The sequence below is a fragment of the Butyricimonas paravirosa genome, from assembly GCF_032878955.1.
GTDB classification, from domain to species: domain Bacteria; phylum Bacteroidota; class Bacteroidia; order Bacteroidales; family Marinifilaceae; genus Butyricimonas; species Butyricimonas paravirosa.
In genome coordinates this window covers 2933057-2949920 of record NZ_CP043839.1, presented here as the reverse complement: position 1 = coordinate 2949920, position 16864 = coordinate 2933057, and the positions used below count along the sequence as shown (strand labels likewise).

Sequence of the window (16864 nt, the reverse complement as noted above, 5' to 3'; positions counted from 1 at the left end):
CTAAAACAATATTTATGAGAAAAATAATTCTTCTGGTTGCAATGGTGTTATCGTTTGTGTGTTGGGCATGTTACGATAACGAAATAGCGGGTCCTGATGCCGGTCAGGCCTGCTTAATTTCACTTTCCGGGGAGATTGATCAAGTGACTTTATCCCGGGTAAATGATGGTGGTTTTTGTCATAATGATGTGATGGGAGTTTATATCGTGGACTACGAGGGAGGCTCTCCCGGGACTTTGTTGGATGAAGGGAACCGGGCAACAAATCTTCAATTCACGTTTGATGAAACCAATTATAAATGGAATTCGGCATACGATGTGTTCTGGAAGGATAGTAAGACTCCCATTGACGTGTATGGGTATTATCCGGTAGGGACTCCGGAAAGCGTGAATGCCTATGCCTTTGAAGTTCGAAAGGACCAGTCCAAGTTATCCGAGAACGGGGAGATGGGAGGATACGAGGCGAGTGATTTTCTTTGGGGGAAAGCGGAGAACGTGGCTCCGTTGACACCTGTCGTGCGGCTCTCGTTCCGTCATAAAATGAGTAATGCCCGGGTGACATTGCAGGAGGGAAAGGGTTTTAGTGAAGGGGAATGGACCAAGTTGGAAAAACAAGTGCTGGTCACGAACACGAAACGTGGGGCGCGGGTCGATTTGGCCACGGGTATTGTAACCGTTACAGGCGAAGTGGCGACAACAGGGACGATCCCTTATAAGCATGGGGATGAATTCCGGGCGATCGTCGTGCCGCAGGAGGTGGCTACCGGAGTGAAATTATTTAGTATAACTGTTGATGGGGTTGCGTACTCGTTTTCAAAGAATGAAACGTTTACTTACGTGCCTTCTAAAATGCATAATTTCACGATTCGGGTAGATAAAAAGGCCAATGAGGGGAAATATGAGTTTGTATTGGTTAGTGAATCTATCACGGCTTGGGAAGTTGATCTGGCATCACATGATGCGACTGCTAGGGAGTATATCGTGATTGAGTCCGAGGCTGGTAAATTGAAAGAGTGTATCACGGCTGCCAAGAAAGATTTTAGGAATTTGCAGAACTTGAAAATAACGGGCGAGATTAATGCTTTGGATTTTTACTTCATGAGGGATTCAATGGATCGGTTGCAAGCGCTGAATTTGAAGGAGGTAAAGATCGTAAAAGGAGGAATGGATGATAATGGACGGCCTGCTAGAGGAGATGTAATACCTACTCATGCTTTGCACACTAAATCTTCATTACAAAGCGTGATTTTGCCAGATCAATTACAGGAAATTGATTATGCTGCTTTTTGTGAGTGTAAGTCATTGATGGGATCATTAATTATACCGGAAGGTGTTGTGAAGATTGAAGAACTTGCTTTTGGGCGGTGTTCAGGACTTCGAGGGCTTTTGACTTTACCTTCTACATTAGAGTATATCGGAGCTGCCGCCTTCGAAACATGTGCTTTTATAGGTGAATTAAAATTACCAGATAAATTAAAATATATTGGTACTCAGGCTTTTTATTCCTGTAAAAATTTTACAGGAACATTGATGCTTCCAGAAAGTCTTCAGTATATAGGTGCTTCTGCATTTCATCATTGTAGTGGAATAACAGGGAGTCTAAAAATTCCTCAAGGGATAACAGAAATCTCATCTTTTGCTTTTTATGGTGGAGGTTTTGATGGGGCATTGATAATGCATGATGGAATCATAGCAATAGGAGAAAGGGCTTTTGGTCTTTGTAAATTTAAAGGAGAATTGAATTTACCATCAAAAATATTTATACTTGAAGATGAGGTTTTTATTAATTGTAATTTTTCAGGTAATTTAAAATTACCACAAAATTTGCGAAGTATAGGTATGAGTGTTTTTGAAAACAATGTGCGATTAAGTGGTATATTAGAGTTTCCCCCGAGTGTTACAAGTATTAGCGCAGGTGCATTTGCTAGATGTGGATTTGAAGAAATTATATTTCCTGAAAATTTAGAATATATAGGATATATAGATTCCTATCCAGGAGGGGCTTTCGCTAATTGTTTCAACGTGGGGCGTATTGTTTGCAAGGGGACGATTCCTGCTGATGTGGTGGATTCTAGAGCATTTGAAGGTGTTCCGAAGGATAATTTTACGCTTGAAGTTCCCGAATCAGTCGTTGAACAATATCGTGCTGCGCCCGGGTGGCGAGAATTTAAGAGAATAGCTGCACATAGAGAATTAATATGTCGTCCGACTATTGTGAAAGCTTTGAATGGGAAGTCTGAGCGTAAATTAATTTTGGATGCAGAAGGAGAATGGGAAGTAGAAAGTAAACCGGAATGGTGTACTTTATCTGCGATGAGTGGGAATAAGAAAACGGAATTGACCCTTACGTTAGAGTCCGGTACAAGTTATCGGGAGGGGGAGATTATTTTTAGGCTAAAGGATTATGATTATACAACATCTTGTCGTGTTTATCAATATGGCTTTGAGTATGCTGATGATGAAGTGCTTGTTTTACAAAACCATAAAGTGGGACAAGGGATTAATTTAATCTTTTTAGGTGATGGTTACGATGCGGAAGATATCTCAAGAGGTGATTATTTGCAGGTAATGAATGAACAAATGGAACGTTTTTTTGCTATCGAGCCTTATCGGACGTATCGTGATTATTTCGATGTTTATACGGCTATTGCAGTTTCTCCGGAAAATGGGATAGGAGGTGTAAATACTATTCGAGATACAAAATTTGGAACAACTTTTACAAATGATGTCGGATTATTAGGTGAATACGATGAAATTTTTGCCTATGTGATGAAGATTCCTTCCGTGAATGAAAGTAATTTGAGTCAGTCGTTGATTGTAATAACTCCTAATACAACAGATTATGGGGGTATTACACAAATGTGGGAAGATGGAAGTGCAATTGCTTTTTGTCCTTTAAGTGGAGACAATTATCCTTACGATGCTAGGGGAATCGTACAACATGAGGCGGGAGGACATGGTTTTGGAAAATTGGGGGACGAATATATTTATTACAATAGTTTTATTGATGATTGTCTTTGTTTGGGTGCATTTAAGTGGGGAAAAGCATTAGGATGGTACGAGAACCTTTCTCTTACCGGGAAAATGCATGAGGTGCCTTGGGCTCATTTTATATTTGATGATCGTTATAGTGATGTGGTGGATATTTATGAAGGAGGATTTACGCATACCCGAGGTGTTTTTCGGTCGGAACAAAATAGTTGTATGAATAACAATATCCAGTATCATAGTGCCATTAGCCGGGAGGCCATCGTGAAACGTATCATGCTTTACGCCGGAGAAACGTATTCTTTCGATGAGTTTGTGAAGAATGATAAGCGGGGGTCGGATAATTTATCACGTTCCACTCGGGACATGGACTTTGGTACGAAAGCTCTTGGAAATCAATATCCACCCGTGATTCACAAGGGACGTCCTTCAATTTTGAAATGATGGTTTGACTAAATTAGAGAAGATATGAAATACATAAAAATAACTTGCTGTGTAATTCTTTTATACATTCTACTGATTCCATGCGGGTGTAGTGAGACCGACCAAGTGCAAGAATCGGATGAAATGTTGATCACGTTTGATATGCAACATCCGGCGTTGGCAAGGGCCACGACGAGTGCTTTTGAAAAACAGGATCAGATTGGAGTATACATGACCGGACACGGGATTCCTTTAGAGGTTGCCGGAAATTTTCTGAATAATGAGCTACTGACCTTTGACGGGACAAAGTGGAATCCCGCCAGAAAGTTATATTGGGATGAGGGTTCTTTTGATGTTTTCGCTTATTACCCGTACATTCCCTCTCTTACGGGTGTAGACGATCTGCCCTTTTCCGTGGCATTGGACCAGTCGGCTACTTCAACCGATTCCGGTTTGGATGGCTACGAGGCGAGTGATTTTCTTTGGGCCACGGATCAGAACGTCACGGCAAGCGATTCTCCGGTCTCCTTGTCATTCAAGCACCGGATGAGTAAAATGGTTGTGCGTCTGATGAAAGGTAAAGATTATGATGGTGATATTCCGGAAGATGCCGAGGTATACATCCATAATACGGTACCTTCTGCCACGATCGACTTGAGCGTGGGAATTGTTACCCGGAACACTCACGGAACAGCACAGACGATTAAGGCGAAAAAAGTTGACAAGACACAATATACGGCCATTGTGGTACCCCAACGATTAACCAATCAAGTTCCTTTAGTTGAAGTGGTGATGAAAGGAGTGTCCTACATGGTGGAAAGCAAATTTGTCTTTAAACCCGGCATCCAGCATATGTTATCCGTCACGATCTCGAAGAATCCGGAACAGGTGAAAATCGAAATCGGTGGAGAAATCGAGGATTGGGAGGATTAGATTGGCTATTTTTCTTACTTTTGTAAGATAATTAACTGGCAAAAGAGATGGATAGCAAGGAATTACAACAGATAGTAGCATGTGGGGAAACGAGTACGGTCCAATTTAAGGAACATTTTTCTAATCAAGACAGTATTGCTGCTGAAATGGTGGCCATGTCTAATGCTTGTGGGGGAATGATTTTATTTGGAATAAAAGACAAGACGGGAGAAATCACGGGTTTGCCTTACCCGGAAATTCAGCAAATTAATTCGATGTTGGCAAATATTGCTACTAATCTGTTGCGTCCGGTTATTTACATACAAACGGAAACGGTCATTATTGACGAGCATTCCGTTCTTGTTGTTCGTATTGCAGAGGGAGATAATAAACCTTACAAGGATTTGCATGGGGTAATTTGGACGAAACAGGGGGCTGATAAGCGTAAGGTCATGGAGAATAGTGAAATCATTCGATTGTTTCAATGTTCCGGGATGCTTTATGCTGACGAGCAACCGATTCCTTTCACTTCCGAAAAAGATGTAAACGGGAGTATATTGGATGAGTTTATCCGTAAAGAATATGGACGGGAGAAAGAGTCTTTTGGTGTTCCTTATACGGAACTTTTGCAGAATCTAAATATTCTGAGAGGAGATAAGATAACTTTAGCCGGATTATTGTTTTTTGGTAAAAATCCTCAACAATTTCGTCCGACTTTTATGATAAAAGCGGTTTCTTTTTTTGGTAACAATATTGCAGGAGTTAATTATAGAGATAGTAAGGATATAACCGGGACCTTACCTGAACTATTTGAAAAAGGGATGTCTTTCTTGAAAGCAAATCTTCATAGTGTTCAAGCCGGACAAGGATTTAATTCAATCGGGCAACTTGAGATTTCGGAGATCGCGTTAGAGGAATTACTTCAGAATGCTCTTGTACATCGTGATTATACCAGAAACGCTCCGGTGCGGTTACTCATATTTGATAATCGTGTTGAAATAATCAGTCCGGGTTGTCTTCCGGATGGATTAACGGTAGAAAGTATTAAACTGGGAACCGCCGTTGTGCGTAATCCATTCATCGCTAGTTTCTGTGCTAAAATCATGCCTTATCGCGGACTTGGTTCGGGGATTATTCGAGCGTTAAAAGAAGAACCGGATTTGGAATTTATGAATGATCCCGAAAGGATGCAATTTACTTCTGTTATCGGTCGGGTTTATGATGATAAGATAAATGATACTACAAATGGTAGTGAGGGGATAAATGATCATATAAACGTTGATGAGGGTGCAAATGATCATATAAATGATCATATAAACGTTGATGAGGGTGCAAATGATCATATAAATGATCATATAAACGTTGATGAGGGTGCAAATGATCATATAAATGATCATATAAACGTTGATGAGGGGATAAATGATCATATAAATGGTCGTGAGGGAATAAATGAGATTGCAGCTTTGATTCTTGCTTTTTTAGAAAAGAATCCGGGGGCAAAAGGAGGAGAAATTATGTTATTCCTTCAAAAAGGAAGAGCAACGATCGTGCGTTATTTGAGATCATTGAAAGAGAAAGGATTAATTGAATATAGAGGTTCGCGTAAAACGGGAGGATATTTCAAAAAATAGGAACGTGTGTTTATGAGAAATATTATTTTTCTATTTGCACTAATATACGTGTGTGTCTCCTGTGAGAAAAAGCGGGTGGAAATAAATGGTTTTCCCGTGAAAATTCTTCATGGAGACTCTTCTTTCGGGATCATTACGCCCGATGGGAACGTGCTGATAGATTCTTTATTTTCTGATAAGCCTTCCACAGTTGTAAATCAAGTGTGCGTTCTTCCCTGTGGGAATGAAATGTTCCGGTTGTGTGATATTTCAAAAGTTCCGATGACAACAAGTTCCCGGCGTTTTATCCAAGTGGGAAACTTTATAGAGGACGTAACCATTGCCCAAGAAGAAAAGGAAGGTCCTTTCATTTTAATCAATAAATCGAGTGAGAACATTGCGGTAATAGATTCCTACCGGGGAGTACCCGTTCGGGTGATGCATAATTTTAGAGATGGCCTTGCTCTGGCTTATACCGGAAATCAAAAATATGGCTACGTGAATACCCGTGGCGAATGGGTTATTGCCCCTGAGTATGATTTTGCCTGTGATTTTTCCGAGGGGATGGCCTTGGTCGGGATGGCAGACAGGGAGGGGCGAATCGCCTACGAGGTCATCGACAAGGAGGGACAGAACGTTTTTCCCGTGATGTTAACGAATTGTCGCTTACAGGGGGTGTTTTCTTGTGGTTTACTCGTGTACAAAGATTTGCGGCAACACTATTGTGCTTGTTTGGATAAAAAAGGGAAAACCGTGTTGTATCTTCCCGCCGAGATACAGGAAATGACCGAATTCCGTCACGATGTGGCATTCTGTTTAACTCGAAATGGAATCGGGGTGGTTGATAAGGCCGGGAAAATGATCGTTCCTGCCGACTATGATGATGGAGAATTTATAAATCCGGAACGACTGGCATTAAAGAGTAAAGAGAAATGGGCCCTGTTTGATTTTAAAGGGAACCGTGTGACTCCCTTTATCTATGATAAAATATATTCGTGGAGTCACGCGAACTGTGTTTTTGTTCATCAAGACAGCGTGGATCTCTTGATTGACGAGACTGGAAAGACCGTCAGCACGGCATATCCTTTTGAACTGGACTGGCAATCTTTGGAAACAACTTCTCCCGTTGTACAGTTTTTTTATCGTTACCCGCTCCCGGAGACGGTCGAAGTGCCGGAACCGGAAAACACGATACTGCCAGCGAAGAAACTTTCTTTGCCCCGGAAAGAAAGAATTCAGGCAATAGATACTGCCAGCCCGTTTTATCAAGAGGCGCAAAAGGTCCTGAAAAACGGATTCTCGGAGACAGATTCGGAAAATCGGAGAGTGATCCTAAACTACATGGAGCATTTCCGGATGTCGTACGAGACGAAAGATATTGATTTCTTGGAGCAACTTTTTAGCGAGAAAGCGTTAATCATTGTTGGTACCGTGGTGAAACAATTGCCACAGGAAGGCCACTATCTTCCAGCCGATCAGATCCGGTACAATATAAAAACAAAACAACAATATCTGGATCGTTTGCGTCGGATATTCAAGGCAAATAAGAAAATAGAGGTTCGTTATTCTGATTTTCTGATCCGGAGACATCCCACCCGACCGGGAATTTATGGCGTCTCCGTTCGTCAGGCTTACTCTTCGGACTTGTACTCGGACGAGGGGTATTTATTCCTGTTATGGGATTTTTCTGACGAGACGGCACCTAAAATTCACGTGCGTACGTGGCAGCCCCGGAGAATAGATGATCAGACGTTGTTGCCGGAACGGGATATTATTCACTTGGGAAGTTTTAATTTTGAATGATGAAAAAAATCTTATGCACGATCATACTCTTATGGCTACTTGTGCCGGGATGGGCTCAAGAGTTTAAGGTCGCCTCGTTTCGCTTGTTACCCAACGATATAACGGCTTGGGTGAATCCCGTGAGAGACTTGAATGACGAGGCGTGTGCGTTAATCAAAGTGGTCGGGAATCGTGATTTCGCCTTTTCTACTCCTTTGGGAATCGTGCAGCGTAAGAATGAAGTGGGTGAAATCTGGTTGTACGTGCCGAATGGAACCCGGAAAATAACGATAAAGCATCCTCGATGGGGTGTTTTGCGGGACTATAAATTTCCCGTTACCCTTGAATCGAGATTAACCTACGAGTTGGTGATAGAAGAACCGCTTTTGAAGGTCGAGGAAGAATACCCGAGAGTACGGAAAGTTCACCGCCCGTTACCCAATACCACGCTGGATGAGAGTTTACAAGCCATGCCAACGAGTAAATTGAAATCCCAAAGACCTGCTTTTACAAGTTTATTGACTATCGGATGGGATCACGAACGTCCCGCTTTCGGGGTCATGTTGGCGTGCATGAAAAAACATGGGTTATACGTGCATGGGCAGGCTGATCTCAAGTCTTTGTCCGTGGATGGGGAATGTCGGAAGGACGGGAGCATACCTTCTACCGGGGATACACCTTATTACACGGGTTCCGAGAAGTATTCTCGGTATGCGTTTTTGGTCGGGGGAATTCACTCGATCGCGTCGTTATGCTATATATACGAGGGGTTGGGTTACGGGAAACGGCAAGTGGTGTGGGAAACCATCGAGGGGTTGAAACTGAGAAATAAAGATTATTCCTACAAGGGAATTGCCGCGGAACTTGGCTTGCTTGTCAAGGTTCGCAAAATGGCCTTCACGCTTGGAGTGATCACGATAAAGGGGGAGTACTGGGAACCCACGGTTGGAGTCGGAATAAATTTTTAGGGATATGTACAAATGGATCATTGCGTGCTGTTTACTATTACTTGCTTGTAAAAAGGAAGAGGAACCTTCTGTGCTGGCTCCCCGTATCTCGTTGAATGAGGTGACTGAGATTACTCGTAACACGGCGAGAATCTCCGCGGAGATTGAATTGCGGGGAGAGGGAACGGTTACCTCGTGTAAATTCCTGTACGGGACATCCGAGGATATGGCGGAAGCGCTTCAACAGGAGGCTGAAGGGGTAGAGGGAAACGTGGAGACTTGCCTCACGGGTTTACAAGCTGGGACATCGTATTATTATTGCTTGGAAATATCAAATGGTCATAGCGTCGTGCGAAGTGACATTGGACATTTCCAGACCTTACCCAACACGTTACCCGTTCTGGGCGATCTGGTCATGATATACAAGGGGCCTTTTAGCGCGGCATTCCAATGTACCTTGGTGGATGATGGTGGGGAAGCCTTGACAACTCTGGCGTTTACGTATCGGGAGAAGGGTACGGAAAACGGGAAATTGGTTGAGGTACCATTGGGTGATGAGGGTGTTTTCACAGGAAAACTGCAAGGGTTGGAGATGGGAACCACTTATATCGTGAGTGCATACGCCGTGAATTCGATCGGGGAAACTTACTCTACGCCCGTGGAATTTACGACTAGCGAGGCCGTTTACAATTCCGTTCCCGGTATGTTGCCGGAAATCATGGGGAATCAAAAGTACAACCTTGCTTCCTTAACCCTTTCCGGTTTCTTGAACGGAACGGATATTCGTTTGTTGCGTGAAATGCTGGGATGGGACATTGAGGGGCATGAAACTCCGGGGCAATTAGTGGAGATGGATCTCTCCGAGGCAAAGATCGTGGAGGGTGGAAGTAGCTATTACGGGTCCCGATATGCTCGTCGGGACACGCTGGACTACGGGATGTTTCTTCGATGCAGTCAATTGCAGCGAATCGTCTTGCCTCACAGCTTGAAAGTAATCGAGAAAGATGCATTCAAAGGATGTTCCGGTTTGATCTCCATGACAATACCCGATAGTCTAGTTGTTTACAAAACTTCAAGTGGTTGCAGTGCTTTGCAGGAATTATCCGTTTCTCCTTTGAATACCACCTTTTCAAGTATTGATGGCGTGTTATATAATAAAGATGCGAGTATCTTGATCCATTACCCGGAAGGAAAAACGGCCGAGGAATTCACGTTCCCCTCTTCCGTTCGGAAGATCGGGGTGGCGGCTTTCCAGAATTGTTTGTTGGATTCCATCATTATCCCCGTATCGGTGGAGGAACTGGGCGAACAGGTATTCCGGGGTTCGAGATTAAAAAAGATCGTTATTTCCGATGGAGTTTATACTATTCCGGAGGCAGCTTTTAAAGAGTGTGCCGAATTGAAAGAGCTGGTGCTGGGAAAAGAGATTTCGGCATTGTTTGACTATTGTCTTGATGGTTGTAATTTGCAGGAGCTTTACCTAATGGCAACTTACCCGCCTGTTTGTTACTCGTCGACGTTTACCGGGGCAGGGGATATTTTCAATGTATGTACTCTTTATGTGCCTTCCGGACGTAAACCGATTTACCGGCAGGCGAAAGGATGGGGAAACTTCCTGCGGATTAATGAACAGTGATGGCTTTATTGGACCTCTTTTCGGATGGCTTCAAAGATTTGTCCGATTTCAGATTCTAATTCATTCACTTGATGTTTGAACAAACGGGACTCTTGCTGCGTGGCGTCTGCGAATTCTGTTTTTATGATTTGCTTGAGCGCCTTTTGCGTGTTTGTACTATCTTGCACAAGGGATCGTTCGTTCTTTTTGTAAGCAATCACGTGCCGATTCAAGTTATTCTTTTTCTGTAAAAGGAACTTTTGGCAGGTCGGTGCGATCACCGAATTGCTGTACACCCGGTTTATGCTACTTTTATCCGGTTGGGACGACAAGTTCTTCAAGTAAAAGGTTGTCAGGAACGAGAGTACCGCGACCGCAGAAATATAAAGAATGCTCTTGCTATGTCTTCTAACATTGAGCGCTTCCAGCACTTCTTGGGCGGAATAAAATCTCTTGTCAGGATTTTTCTGTGTACATTTCTGCGCGATTCGAGCCAATCTTCGATCCTTTATCACGCTTGTGATGTCTTGGATGATAACTCCCAGCGAGTAAATATCCGTGCGGCAATCAAGCGATGCGTGAGGAAGCAATTGCTCCGGGGCGAGATATTTTTTTGTTCCGGCAGGAATTTTCAGCGTGTCATAATCATCCCGATCCGAGAGGCCGAAGTCGATTAATTTGACGTTATACCCGTTGTGGGTAATGATGATATTCTCCGGCTTTAAGTCTTTATGAACAAGTTGCTTGCTATGAATATAGTGCAACGCTTCACAAAGTTCCCGGATAAACTTGTACGCGAGAGGCTGCGTTAATTTCCCTTGAATCATAAGCTCTTTCAGGGAAATCCCGTCAACGTATTCCATCACGATACATAACCCCAAGTCCTCTTGTTGTTCCCAGTCGATCGTCTGGCGAATATTCGGGTGGTCCAACTGGTAGCCGATATTGAATTCCTTATGTAATAACTGTTTGTAGAACTCTTCTTGTTTAAATGGGGGTTGTAGGCTTTTGAGGATATGTAATTTCCCGTACCGTCGACACAGATGCAGGCAACTATAACCCGATTCCGAACGATAGAATTCGGAAATATTGCTGAACATACTCTCTTGACTTGGAATATCTTCTCCCACGAATCCCGATGACAATGAATCCTTATTTGGCATGGATGCGATTAATTAAAGTCAATCCCCCGTTACGCCCTGCGATAAATGGCGGCGTTTTCTGGTTGTCTCTTAAAACATAGCCGAGGGATAACGGTTGTCCCATCAAAAAGCTGACAGCCTCGAAACGATCTCCTTGCACGAGCTTGGAGTGCTGGGCCTCTACCACTTCAAACCATGAATCCCCTTGGTATTGCAGGTGAAGGTAGCGATTGGGCGACCATCCGATTTCAATTTCTTCTCCTGCCGAGAGATTTCTGGTTTGAATCTGTTTCGTGACAAAGAAAGATGAATTGCATAGACTGTTGTCTTTCAGGTAAGCGCAGAACTCGTTGAAGTTGAAAAAGCCGATGTATTGCGCGAGAGAATCAAGTGTCTGATTCCTCGGTTTGTGCTTGTCTTTGACATAGCCCCACAACCGCTTTAGGGTCGAAGTGGATATGGATACATCGAGTTGAAGCTTTAAGTGAAGAGAAAATACATCAAAATCAGTGGTTGTCCTTAAATTTTGAGAGTACTTCTTTTCAACGGCTTTTAATAATTCTTGTATTTCCGGCTTAAATGTATTCATCAATAAAAATTATTAATCGAGTAAACAAATATAGTACAATAACTCGATCTGTACAAGACTGTTTACTGATTATGTAGGTGGTTTTTGGGTAATAACGCCTGTTTTAATTCCTCTACCGATGCGACGATCCGTTTGGCTCCGGCTTGGGTTAATTCTTCCCGATCCCCGTAACCGTATAAAACCCCGATACAGTCAATTCCGGTCTTCCGGGCCCCGATGATGTCATGCTTCCGATCCCCCACCATGACCACCTTGCTCAAGTCCCGGATATCATTATTTTCCAGCACGTGACGGATCACCTCGTCTTTGTGAGATAACGAGCCGTCAAGCCCGCTTCCCCCGACGAATTTGAAGTAATCGCTCAAGTGGAAATGATCAAGTATCTTTTCGGCGTAATAAGCCGGTTTTCCGGTAGCGAGCATCACTTGTTTTCCGGCCTCGTTTAATTCTTGCAGAAGGCGTTCCATGCCGGGATAAACGGCGTTTTCGTATATGCCCGTGTCGGCGAATCTTTCCCGGTACTTCCGGATGCCTTTCTCGGCCTGGTCCGCGCTGAAATGGCAGAATTCCATCAAGGATTCTTTCAACGGGGGACCCACGAATTTACGTAGTTCGTTCAAGTCACTCACTTCTATTCCAAAGTGTTTCAAGGCGTACCGGATTGATTTGGTGATTCCTTCCATAGAATCGGTGACCGTACCGTCGAGGTCTAAAAGAATGTAGGTGTATTCTTGCTGCATATAGTGGGTGTGAGTGGATAAAAAAACAGGCCTATTACTAAGCCTGTTTCTATATTTCAAAGATTTGTTTCCTGTATTAGGCGTTCAACGTGAAACGTAAGAAAGCGGTAACAGTTAAATCTTTATCTACGCTTTTCAAGTACTCTTTTACAGACATTTTACCGTCTTGCTCGAAAACTTGGTTTAACAAGGTAGACTCTTGGAAGAATTTGTTCAAGCGACCTTGAGCAATTTTATCCAGCATGTTTTCCGGTTTACCTTCTTCACGAGCTTTTTCGCGACCGATCTCGAATTCGTGATCGATAACGTTTTGAGGAATACCGTCTTTATCCACGGCAACAGGAGCCATGGCTGCCACTTGCATGGCGATATTTTTCTTCACTTGGGTGTCAGCTGCTTTGTTGAAACCAACAACGGTTGCCAACATGTTTCCCGGGTGAATGTAGATCACGCAATCTTCTGCTTTTACAGAGCCGTAGTAGCTTAATTCCAGTTTCTCACCGATAACACCGGTTTGTTCTGAAATCTGGTCAGCGATACTTCTACCGTCCAGTTGGATAGCCAACAAATCTTCGGTAGTTGCAGGCATATTAGCTAAAGCGGCGTCAAGAATTTTGGTCGTGAAAGCAATGAATCCCTCGTTTTTAGCCACGAAGTCAGTTTCGCAGTTTAAGGAAACCATAACTGCATTCTTTCCATCGGTTTTGGCTAAAACGCATCCTTCTTTTGCTTCTCTGTCTGCACGTTTGCTTGCAACAACAAGACCTTTCTTACGGATGATATCAACGGCTTTGTCGAAATCTCCCTCAGCTTCTTGTAATGCATGTTTGCAGTCCATCATTCCGGCGTTTGTTGCTTTACGCAACTTCATCACGTCTGCTGCTTTTATTTCCATATTCTTTAAACCTCCATGTTAATTCAATTTCAGAAGTTAGATCATTCAATCTAAAATCTGAAATCTAAAGTCAAAAATTAATCTATTCTTCAGAAGCGGTTTCGCTTACTTCAGCTACTTCATCCTGAGCCTCAACTTTCTCGGCACCTTTCTTGTCTCCTTCTTTCTCTCTTTCGGCTTTTCTTTCGGTCAGACCCTCTTTGATGGCTCCGGCTACCTTGTCGATAATTAAAGAAATAGAAGTTGATGCGTCGTCGTTAGCCGGGATTACGAAGTCAATTCCTTCCGGGTTTGAGTTCGTGTCCACGATAGCGAATACTGGAATTCCCAACGTGTTAGCTTCTTTTACAGCGATGTACTCCTTCATCACGTCAACCACGAAAAGAGCTGCCGGAAGACGAGTCAGGTCAGCGATGCTACCCAAGTTCTTTTCCAATTTTGCTCTTTGACGAGAGATCTGAAGTTTTTCCCGTTTTGAAAGGTGAGAGAATGTACCGTCTTTTTCCATCTTGTCGATGGTGGTCATTTTCTTCACGGCTTTACGAATTGTCGGGAAGTTGGTCAACATACCACCCGGCCATCTTTCAGTCACGAACGGCATGTTGATATTAGAAATTTTTTCAGCAACAATGTCCTTAGCCTGTTTCTTTGTTGCAACAAACAGAATTCTTCTACCTGATTTAGCGATCTGTTTCAAAGCTGCACTTGCCTTGTCCAACATGATGGCTGTTTTGTTCAGGTCAATAATGTGGATATCATTACGCTCCATGAAAATATACGGAGCCATTTTAGGATTCCATTTACGGGTAAGGTGTCCAAAGTGACAACCTGCATTTAATAATTCGTCGAAATTTGTATTTGACATTTTGTGTCTCCTTTAAAGTTTACTTTCTTAAATTTAATCAATTGTCGGGTAGTTCTCCACAGAAGTCCCGCCAATTTAGATACTAAACTCCTATTAACGTTTAGAGAATTGGAATCTCTTACGAGCGCCAGGACGTCCCGGTTTCTTACGTTCCACTTCACGCGGATCTCTGGTCATGAATCCTGCTGCTCTTAGTTTTGATTTATCCTCTGCGTTTACTTTCACCAATGCTCTGGCAATTCCCAAACGTAAAGCTTCAGCTTGTCCGTTGAAACCTCCACCTACAAGGTTTACCTTGATGTCATATTGTCCCAACACACCTAATAATTCAAGCGGTTGTTTTACAATATATTGGAGGGTAGGCAATGTGAAATATTCTTCCAGGCTTTTCTTGTTGATCGTAATATTGCCTTTTCCTTCGTTAAGATAAACGCGGGCTACCGCTGTTTTTCTTCTACCTACTGCATTTACTACTTCCATACCTTGTTATTTAAGTGCGTTTATATCAATTACTTTAGGCTGTTGTGATTCGTGGTTATGCTCCGGTCCTACGAACAGGTGCATGTTCTTGAATACAGCTCTTCCAAGGCGATTTTTAGGAAGCATACCTCTAACAGCATGTTCCAGAATTCTTTCCGGGAATCTTTTCATTTCTTCTGCCGGGGTAGAAATCCGTTGACCACCGGGGTACTGGGTGTGTCTACGATACTGTTTGTCTGTTAATTTGTTACCTGTGAAGATAACTTTTTCTACGTTGATAATGATTACATTGTCTCCACAATCCACGTGGGGAGTGTAACTGGGTTTGTACTTGCCTCTCAATAGTTTCGCAACTTTAGCGGCAAGACGTCCCACAACTTGATTCTCTGCGTCAATCAAAACCCATTCTTTCTGTGCAGTGGCTTTGTTGACATAAGTTGTTTTGTAACTAATCTGATCCACTTTTTTTTTAATTAAAAATTAAACTTCTGTTTGTATTTCTTCGTGGGGACTCTGGGCATTCTATCCGGTTGAAAATAACGAGGTTTATCGGGCAAACTGATATAATTTTCAACGGAGACAGGTGCATTGTAAAGAGCATGGCTAAGGTATCCCTTACAATTTAGCGAGTACTCCACTCCAAAATGAGGGGCAAAATTACACATTAATACGTGAATTCCAAAACATTCTGCGAAAAGATTTGTTCCAGAGCATTTTGATTGACTTCGGAATTATTTATTTGGGGGTAAATGGTCGGGGGGTATTTTTCGTTCGTATGGGGGACGTACCCTGTTTATGCCGACGTGCTAAGGTAATGGTCGGATAATCAATTAATTCTAGCTGATTTGTTCCGGATCACTTTCATATAAAGCGCTATTAAAACGCTATTAAAGCTCTATTAAAGCGCTATACTAAGAATAGCGTTTTAAAAGGATTTTAAAAATATATTTTAAATACTTTTTCCGCATTTTGTCCTGAAGTGATCATGGTTTGATAATCAAATGATTACTTAAATCAGCTTCACATCCGGACTTATCGGGTTTAAAGAGTCTTGTAAGGTGGGATATGTTATTGAAAATTTTCGCGGGATACGAATTTGTAATCTTCCGTGTAACAGGTGAATATCCCTAGCGCACCCTGTATGTTCCCGATAAGCGGGACGGGAGAGGTGATGCTGCCTTGGTTGGCGCTGTTAGCCTCGTAGAGAGAAACTTGATAGTTGTAACACTCTTCGGTGATACGTAAAAGAAGAATGACGACGGCTTCTGCTTCTGCGATTTCTTGGCATTTGATGGTGCGTTCAATCGTGACACCCCCGGTATGGTGGGATAAGTCAAGATAACTGGTTTCTTTTTTCAACAGGTTGTCGTCCCCGGCTCCTTCTTTTCTTGCCTGCACGCTATATATATAGTAATTCTGCATGGGATTGGATGAGATTGGGAAGCTGATCGTGACGGAGTTCGTCACCTTGGAAACGGAATAGGAAGAGATGGCGATGGGGTCCGGTATGGCGGTTTTAGCCGTGATGTGTTCTCTTTCAGGTGTGTAGATGCTCAGGTAAAGCGAGTCGATCCCGAATTGATTGAACTTGGTGTCGTGCCTGAAATTTCCGAGGAATGAGGGGCTGAATGTGGGGATAAGTTTGATGATGGAGTCAGCCTTTATGGAAACATCCAGATTGACCGGGTCGCCCAGGTCGATGATCTCGTGGATCGGGGAGACTTTGGCCGCATTCAACGTGTAAAATTCACCCGGTTTGCAGTAGCATTCGATGAAATAACCGGAGATCTCACCCATGTCTTTCATGGGAAGTTCCTCTTCCGGCATGCAGGAGAGGAGCGAGAGAAACAGGAGGGTTAAAATTCCATTTTTCATTT

Annotated in this window: 14 protein-coding genes; 6 read left to right on the top strand and 8 right to left on the bottom strand. The window is 43.0% G+C overall.

Features of this window, described 5'->3' with window-relative positions:
* Positions 1–14: 14 nt before the first annotated feature.
* Genes F1644_RS12265 through F1644_RS12240 form a run of 6 tightly spaced genes read left to right on the top strand, consistent with a single transcriptional unit; the run spans position 15 to position 10297 of the window.
* Positions 15–3431, top strand: coding sequence for a leucine-rich repeat protein (locus F1644_RS12265; protein ID WP_118304670.1), 3417 nt, complete (start codon positions 15–17; stop codon positions 3429–3431).
* A gap of 24 nt (positions 3432–3455) precedes the next feature.
* Entirely contained in the window at positions 3456–4343 is an 888-nt protein-coding gene (locus F1644_RS12260) for a fimbrillin family protein (protein WP_118304669.1), read from the top strand.
* Positions 4344–4390: 47 nt separating this feature from the next.
* Positions 4391–5953, top strand: a complete 1563-nt coding sequence (locus tag F1644_RS12255) for an RNA-binding domain-containing protein (RefSeq protein WP_229782355.1) — start codon at positions 4391–4393, stop codon at positions 5951–5953.
* A 12-nt stretch (positions 5954–5965) separates the two neighbouring features.
* Positions 5966–7735, top strand: a complete 1770-nt coding sequence (locus tag F1644_RS12250) for a WG repeat-containing protein (RefSeq protein ID WP_118304668.1) — start codon at positions 5966–5968, stop codon at positions 7733–7735.
* Positions 7735–8682 carry a hypothetical protein gene (locus F1644_RS12245; RefSeq protein ID WP_118594280.1) on the top strand — a complete coding sequence of 316 codons (948 nt, stop codon included), beginning with the start codon at positions 7735–7737 and terminating at the stop codon, positions 8680–8682. The genes F1644_RS12250 and F1644_RS12245 overlap by 1 nt, the downstream gene beginning before the upstream one ends.
* A 4-nt stretch (positions 8683–8686) precedes the next feature.
* Complete coding sequence (locus tag F1644_RS12240; RefSeq protein ID WP_168044056.1) at positions 8687–10297, top strand: leucine-rich repeat protein; 1611 nt, start codon at positions 8687–8689, stop codon at positions 10295–10297.
* A 5-nt stretch (positions 10298–10302) separates the two neighbouring features.
* On the opposite strand, the gene F1644_RS12235 is transcribed toward F1644_RS12240, so the two are convergent.
* The 8 genes from F1644_RS12235 to F1644_RS12200 form a co-directional block, all read right to left on the bottom strand.
* Entirely contained in the window at positions 10303–11439 is a 1137-nt protein-coding gene (locus F1644_RS12235) for a serine/threonine protein kinase (protein ID WP_118304665.1), read from the bottom strand.
* Entirely contained in the window at positions 11429–12007 is a 579-nt protein-coding gene (locus F1644_RS12230) for a hypothetical protein (RefSeq protein ID WP_087419189.1), read from the bottom strand. Before F1644_RS12230 ends, F1644_RS12235 begins: the two co-directional genes overlap by 11 nt.
* 62 nt (positions 12008–12069) lie before the next feature.
* Positions 12070–12747 carry an HAD family hydrolase gene (locus F1644_RS12225; RefSeq protein WP_118304664.1) on the bottom strand — a complete coding sequence of 226 codons (678 nt, stop codon included), beginning with the start codon at positions 12745–12747 and terminating at the stop codon, positions 12070–12072.
* A 76-nt stretch (positions 12748–12823) separates the two neighbouring features.
* Entirely contained in the window at positions 12824–13642 is an 819-nt protein-coding gene (tsf, locus tag F1644_RS12220; protein WP_087419187.1) for a translation elongation factor Ts, read from the bottom strand.
* Between the two features lie 82 nt (positions 13643–13724).
* Positions 13725–14507, bottom strand: a complete 783-nt coding sequence (rpsB, locus tag F1644_RS12215) for a 30S ribosomal protein S2 (RefSeq protein WP_087419186.1) — start codon at positions 14505–14507, stop codon at positions 13725–13727.
* Between the two features lie 93 nt (positions 14508–14600).
* Positions 14601–14987, bottom strand: a complete 387-nt coding sequence (gene rpsI, locus F1644_RS12210; RefSeq protein WP_027200745.1) for a 30S ribosomal protein S9 — start codon at positions 14985–14987, stop codon at positions 14601–14603.
* 6 nt (positions 14988–14993) lie between these two features.
* Positions 14994–15449: a 50S ribosomal protein L13 gene (gene rplM, locus F1644_RS12205; RefSeq protein WP_027200744.1), complete on the bottom strand. Its 456-nt coding sequence runs from the start codon at positions 15447–15449 to the stop codon at positions 14994–14996.
* A 606-nt stretch (positions 15450–16055) separates the two neighbouring features.
* Positions 16056–16862: a DUF4249 family protein gene (locus F1644_RS12200; protein ID WP_118304663.1), complete on the bottom strand. Its 807-nt coding sequence runs from the start codon at positions 16860–16862 to the stop codon at positions 16056–16058.
* Positions 16863–16864 lie beyond the last annotated feature (2 nt).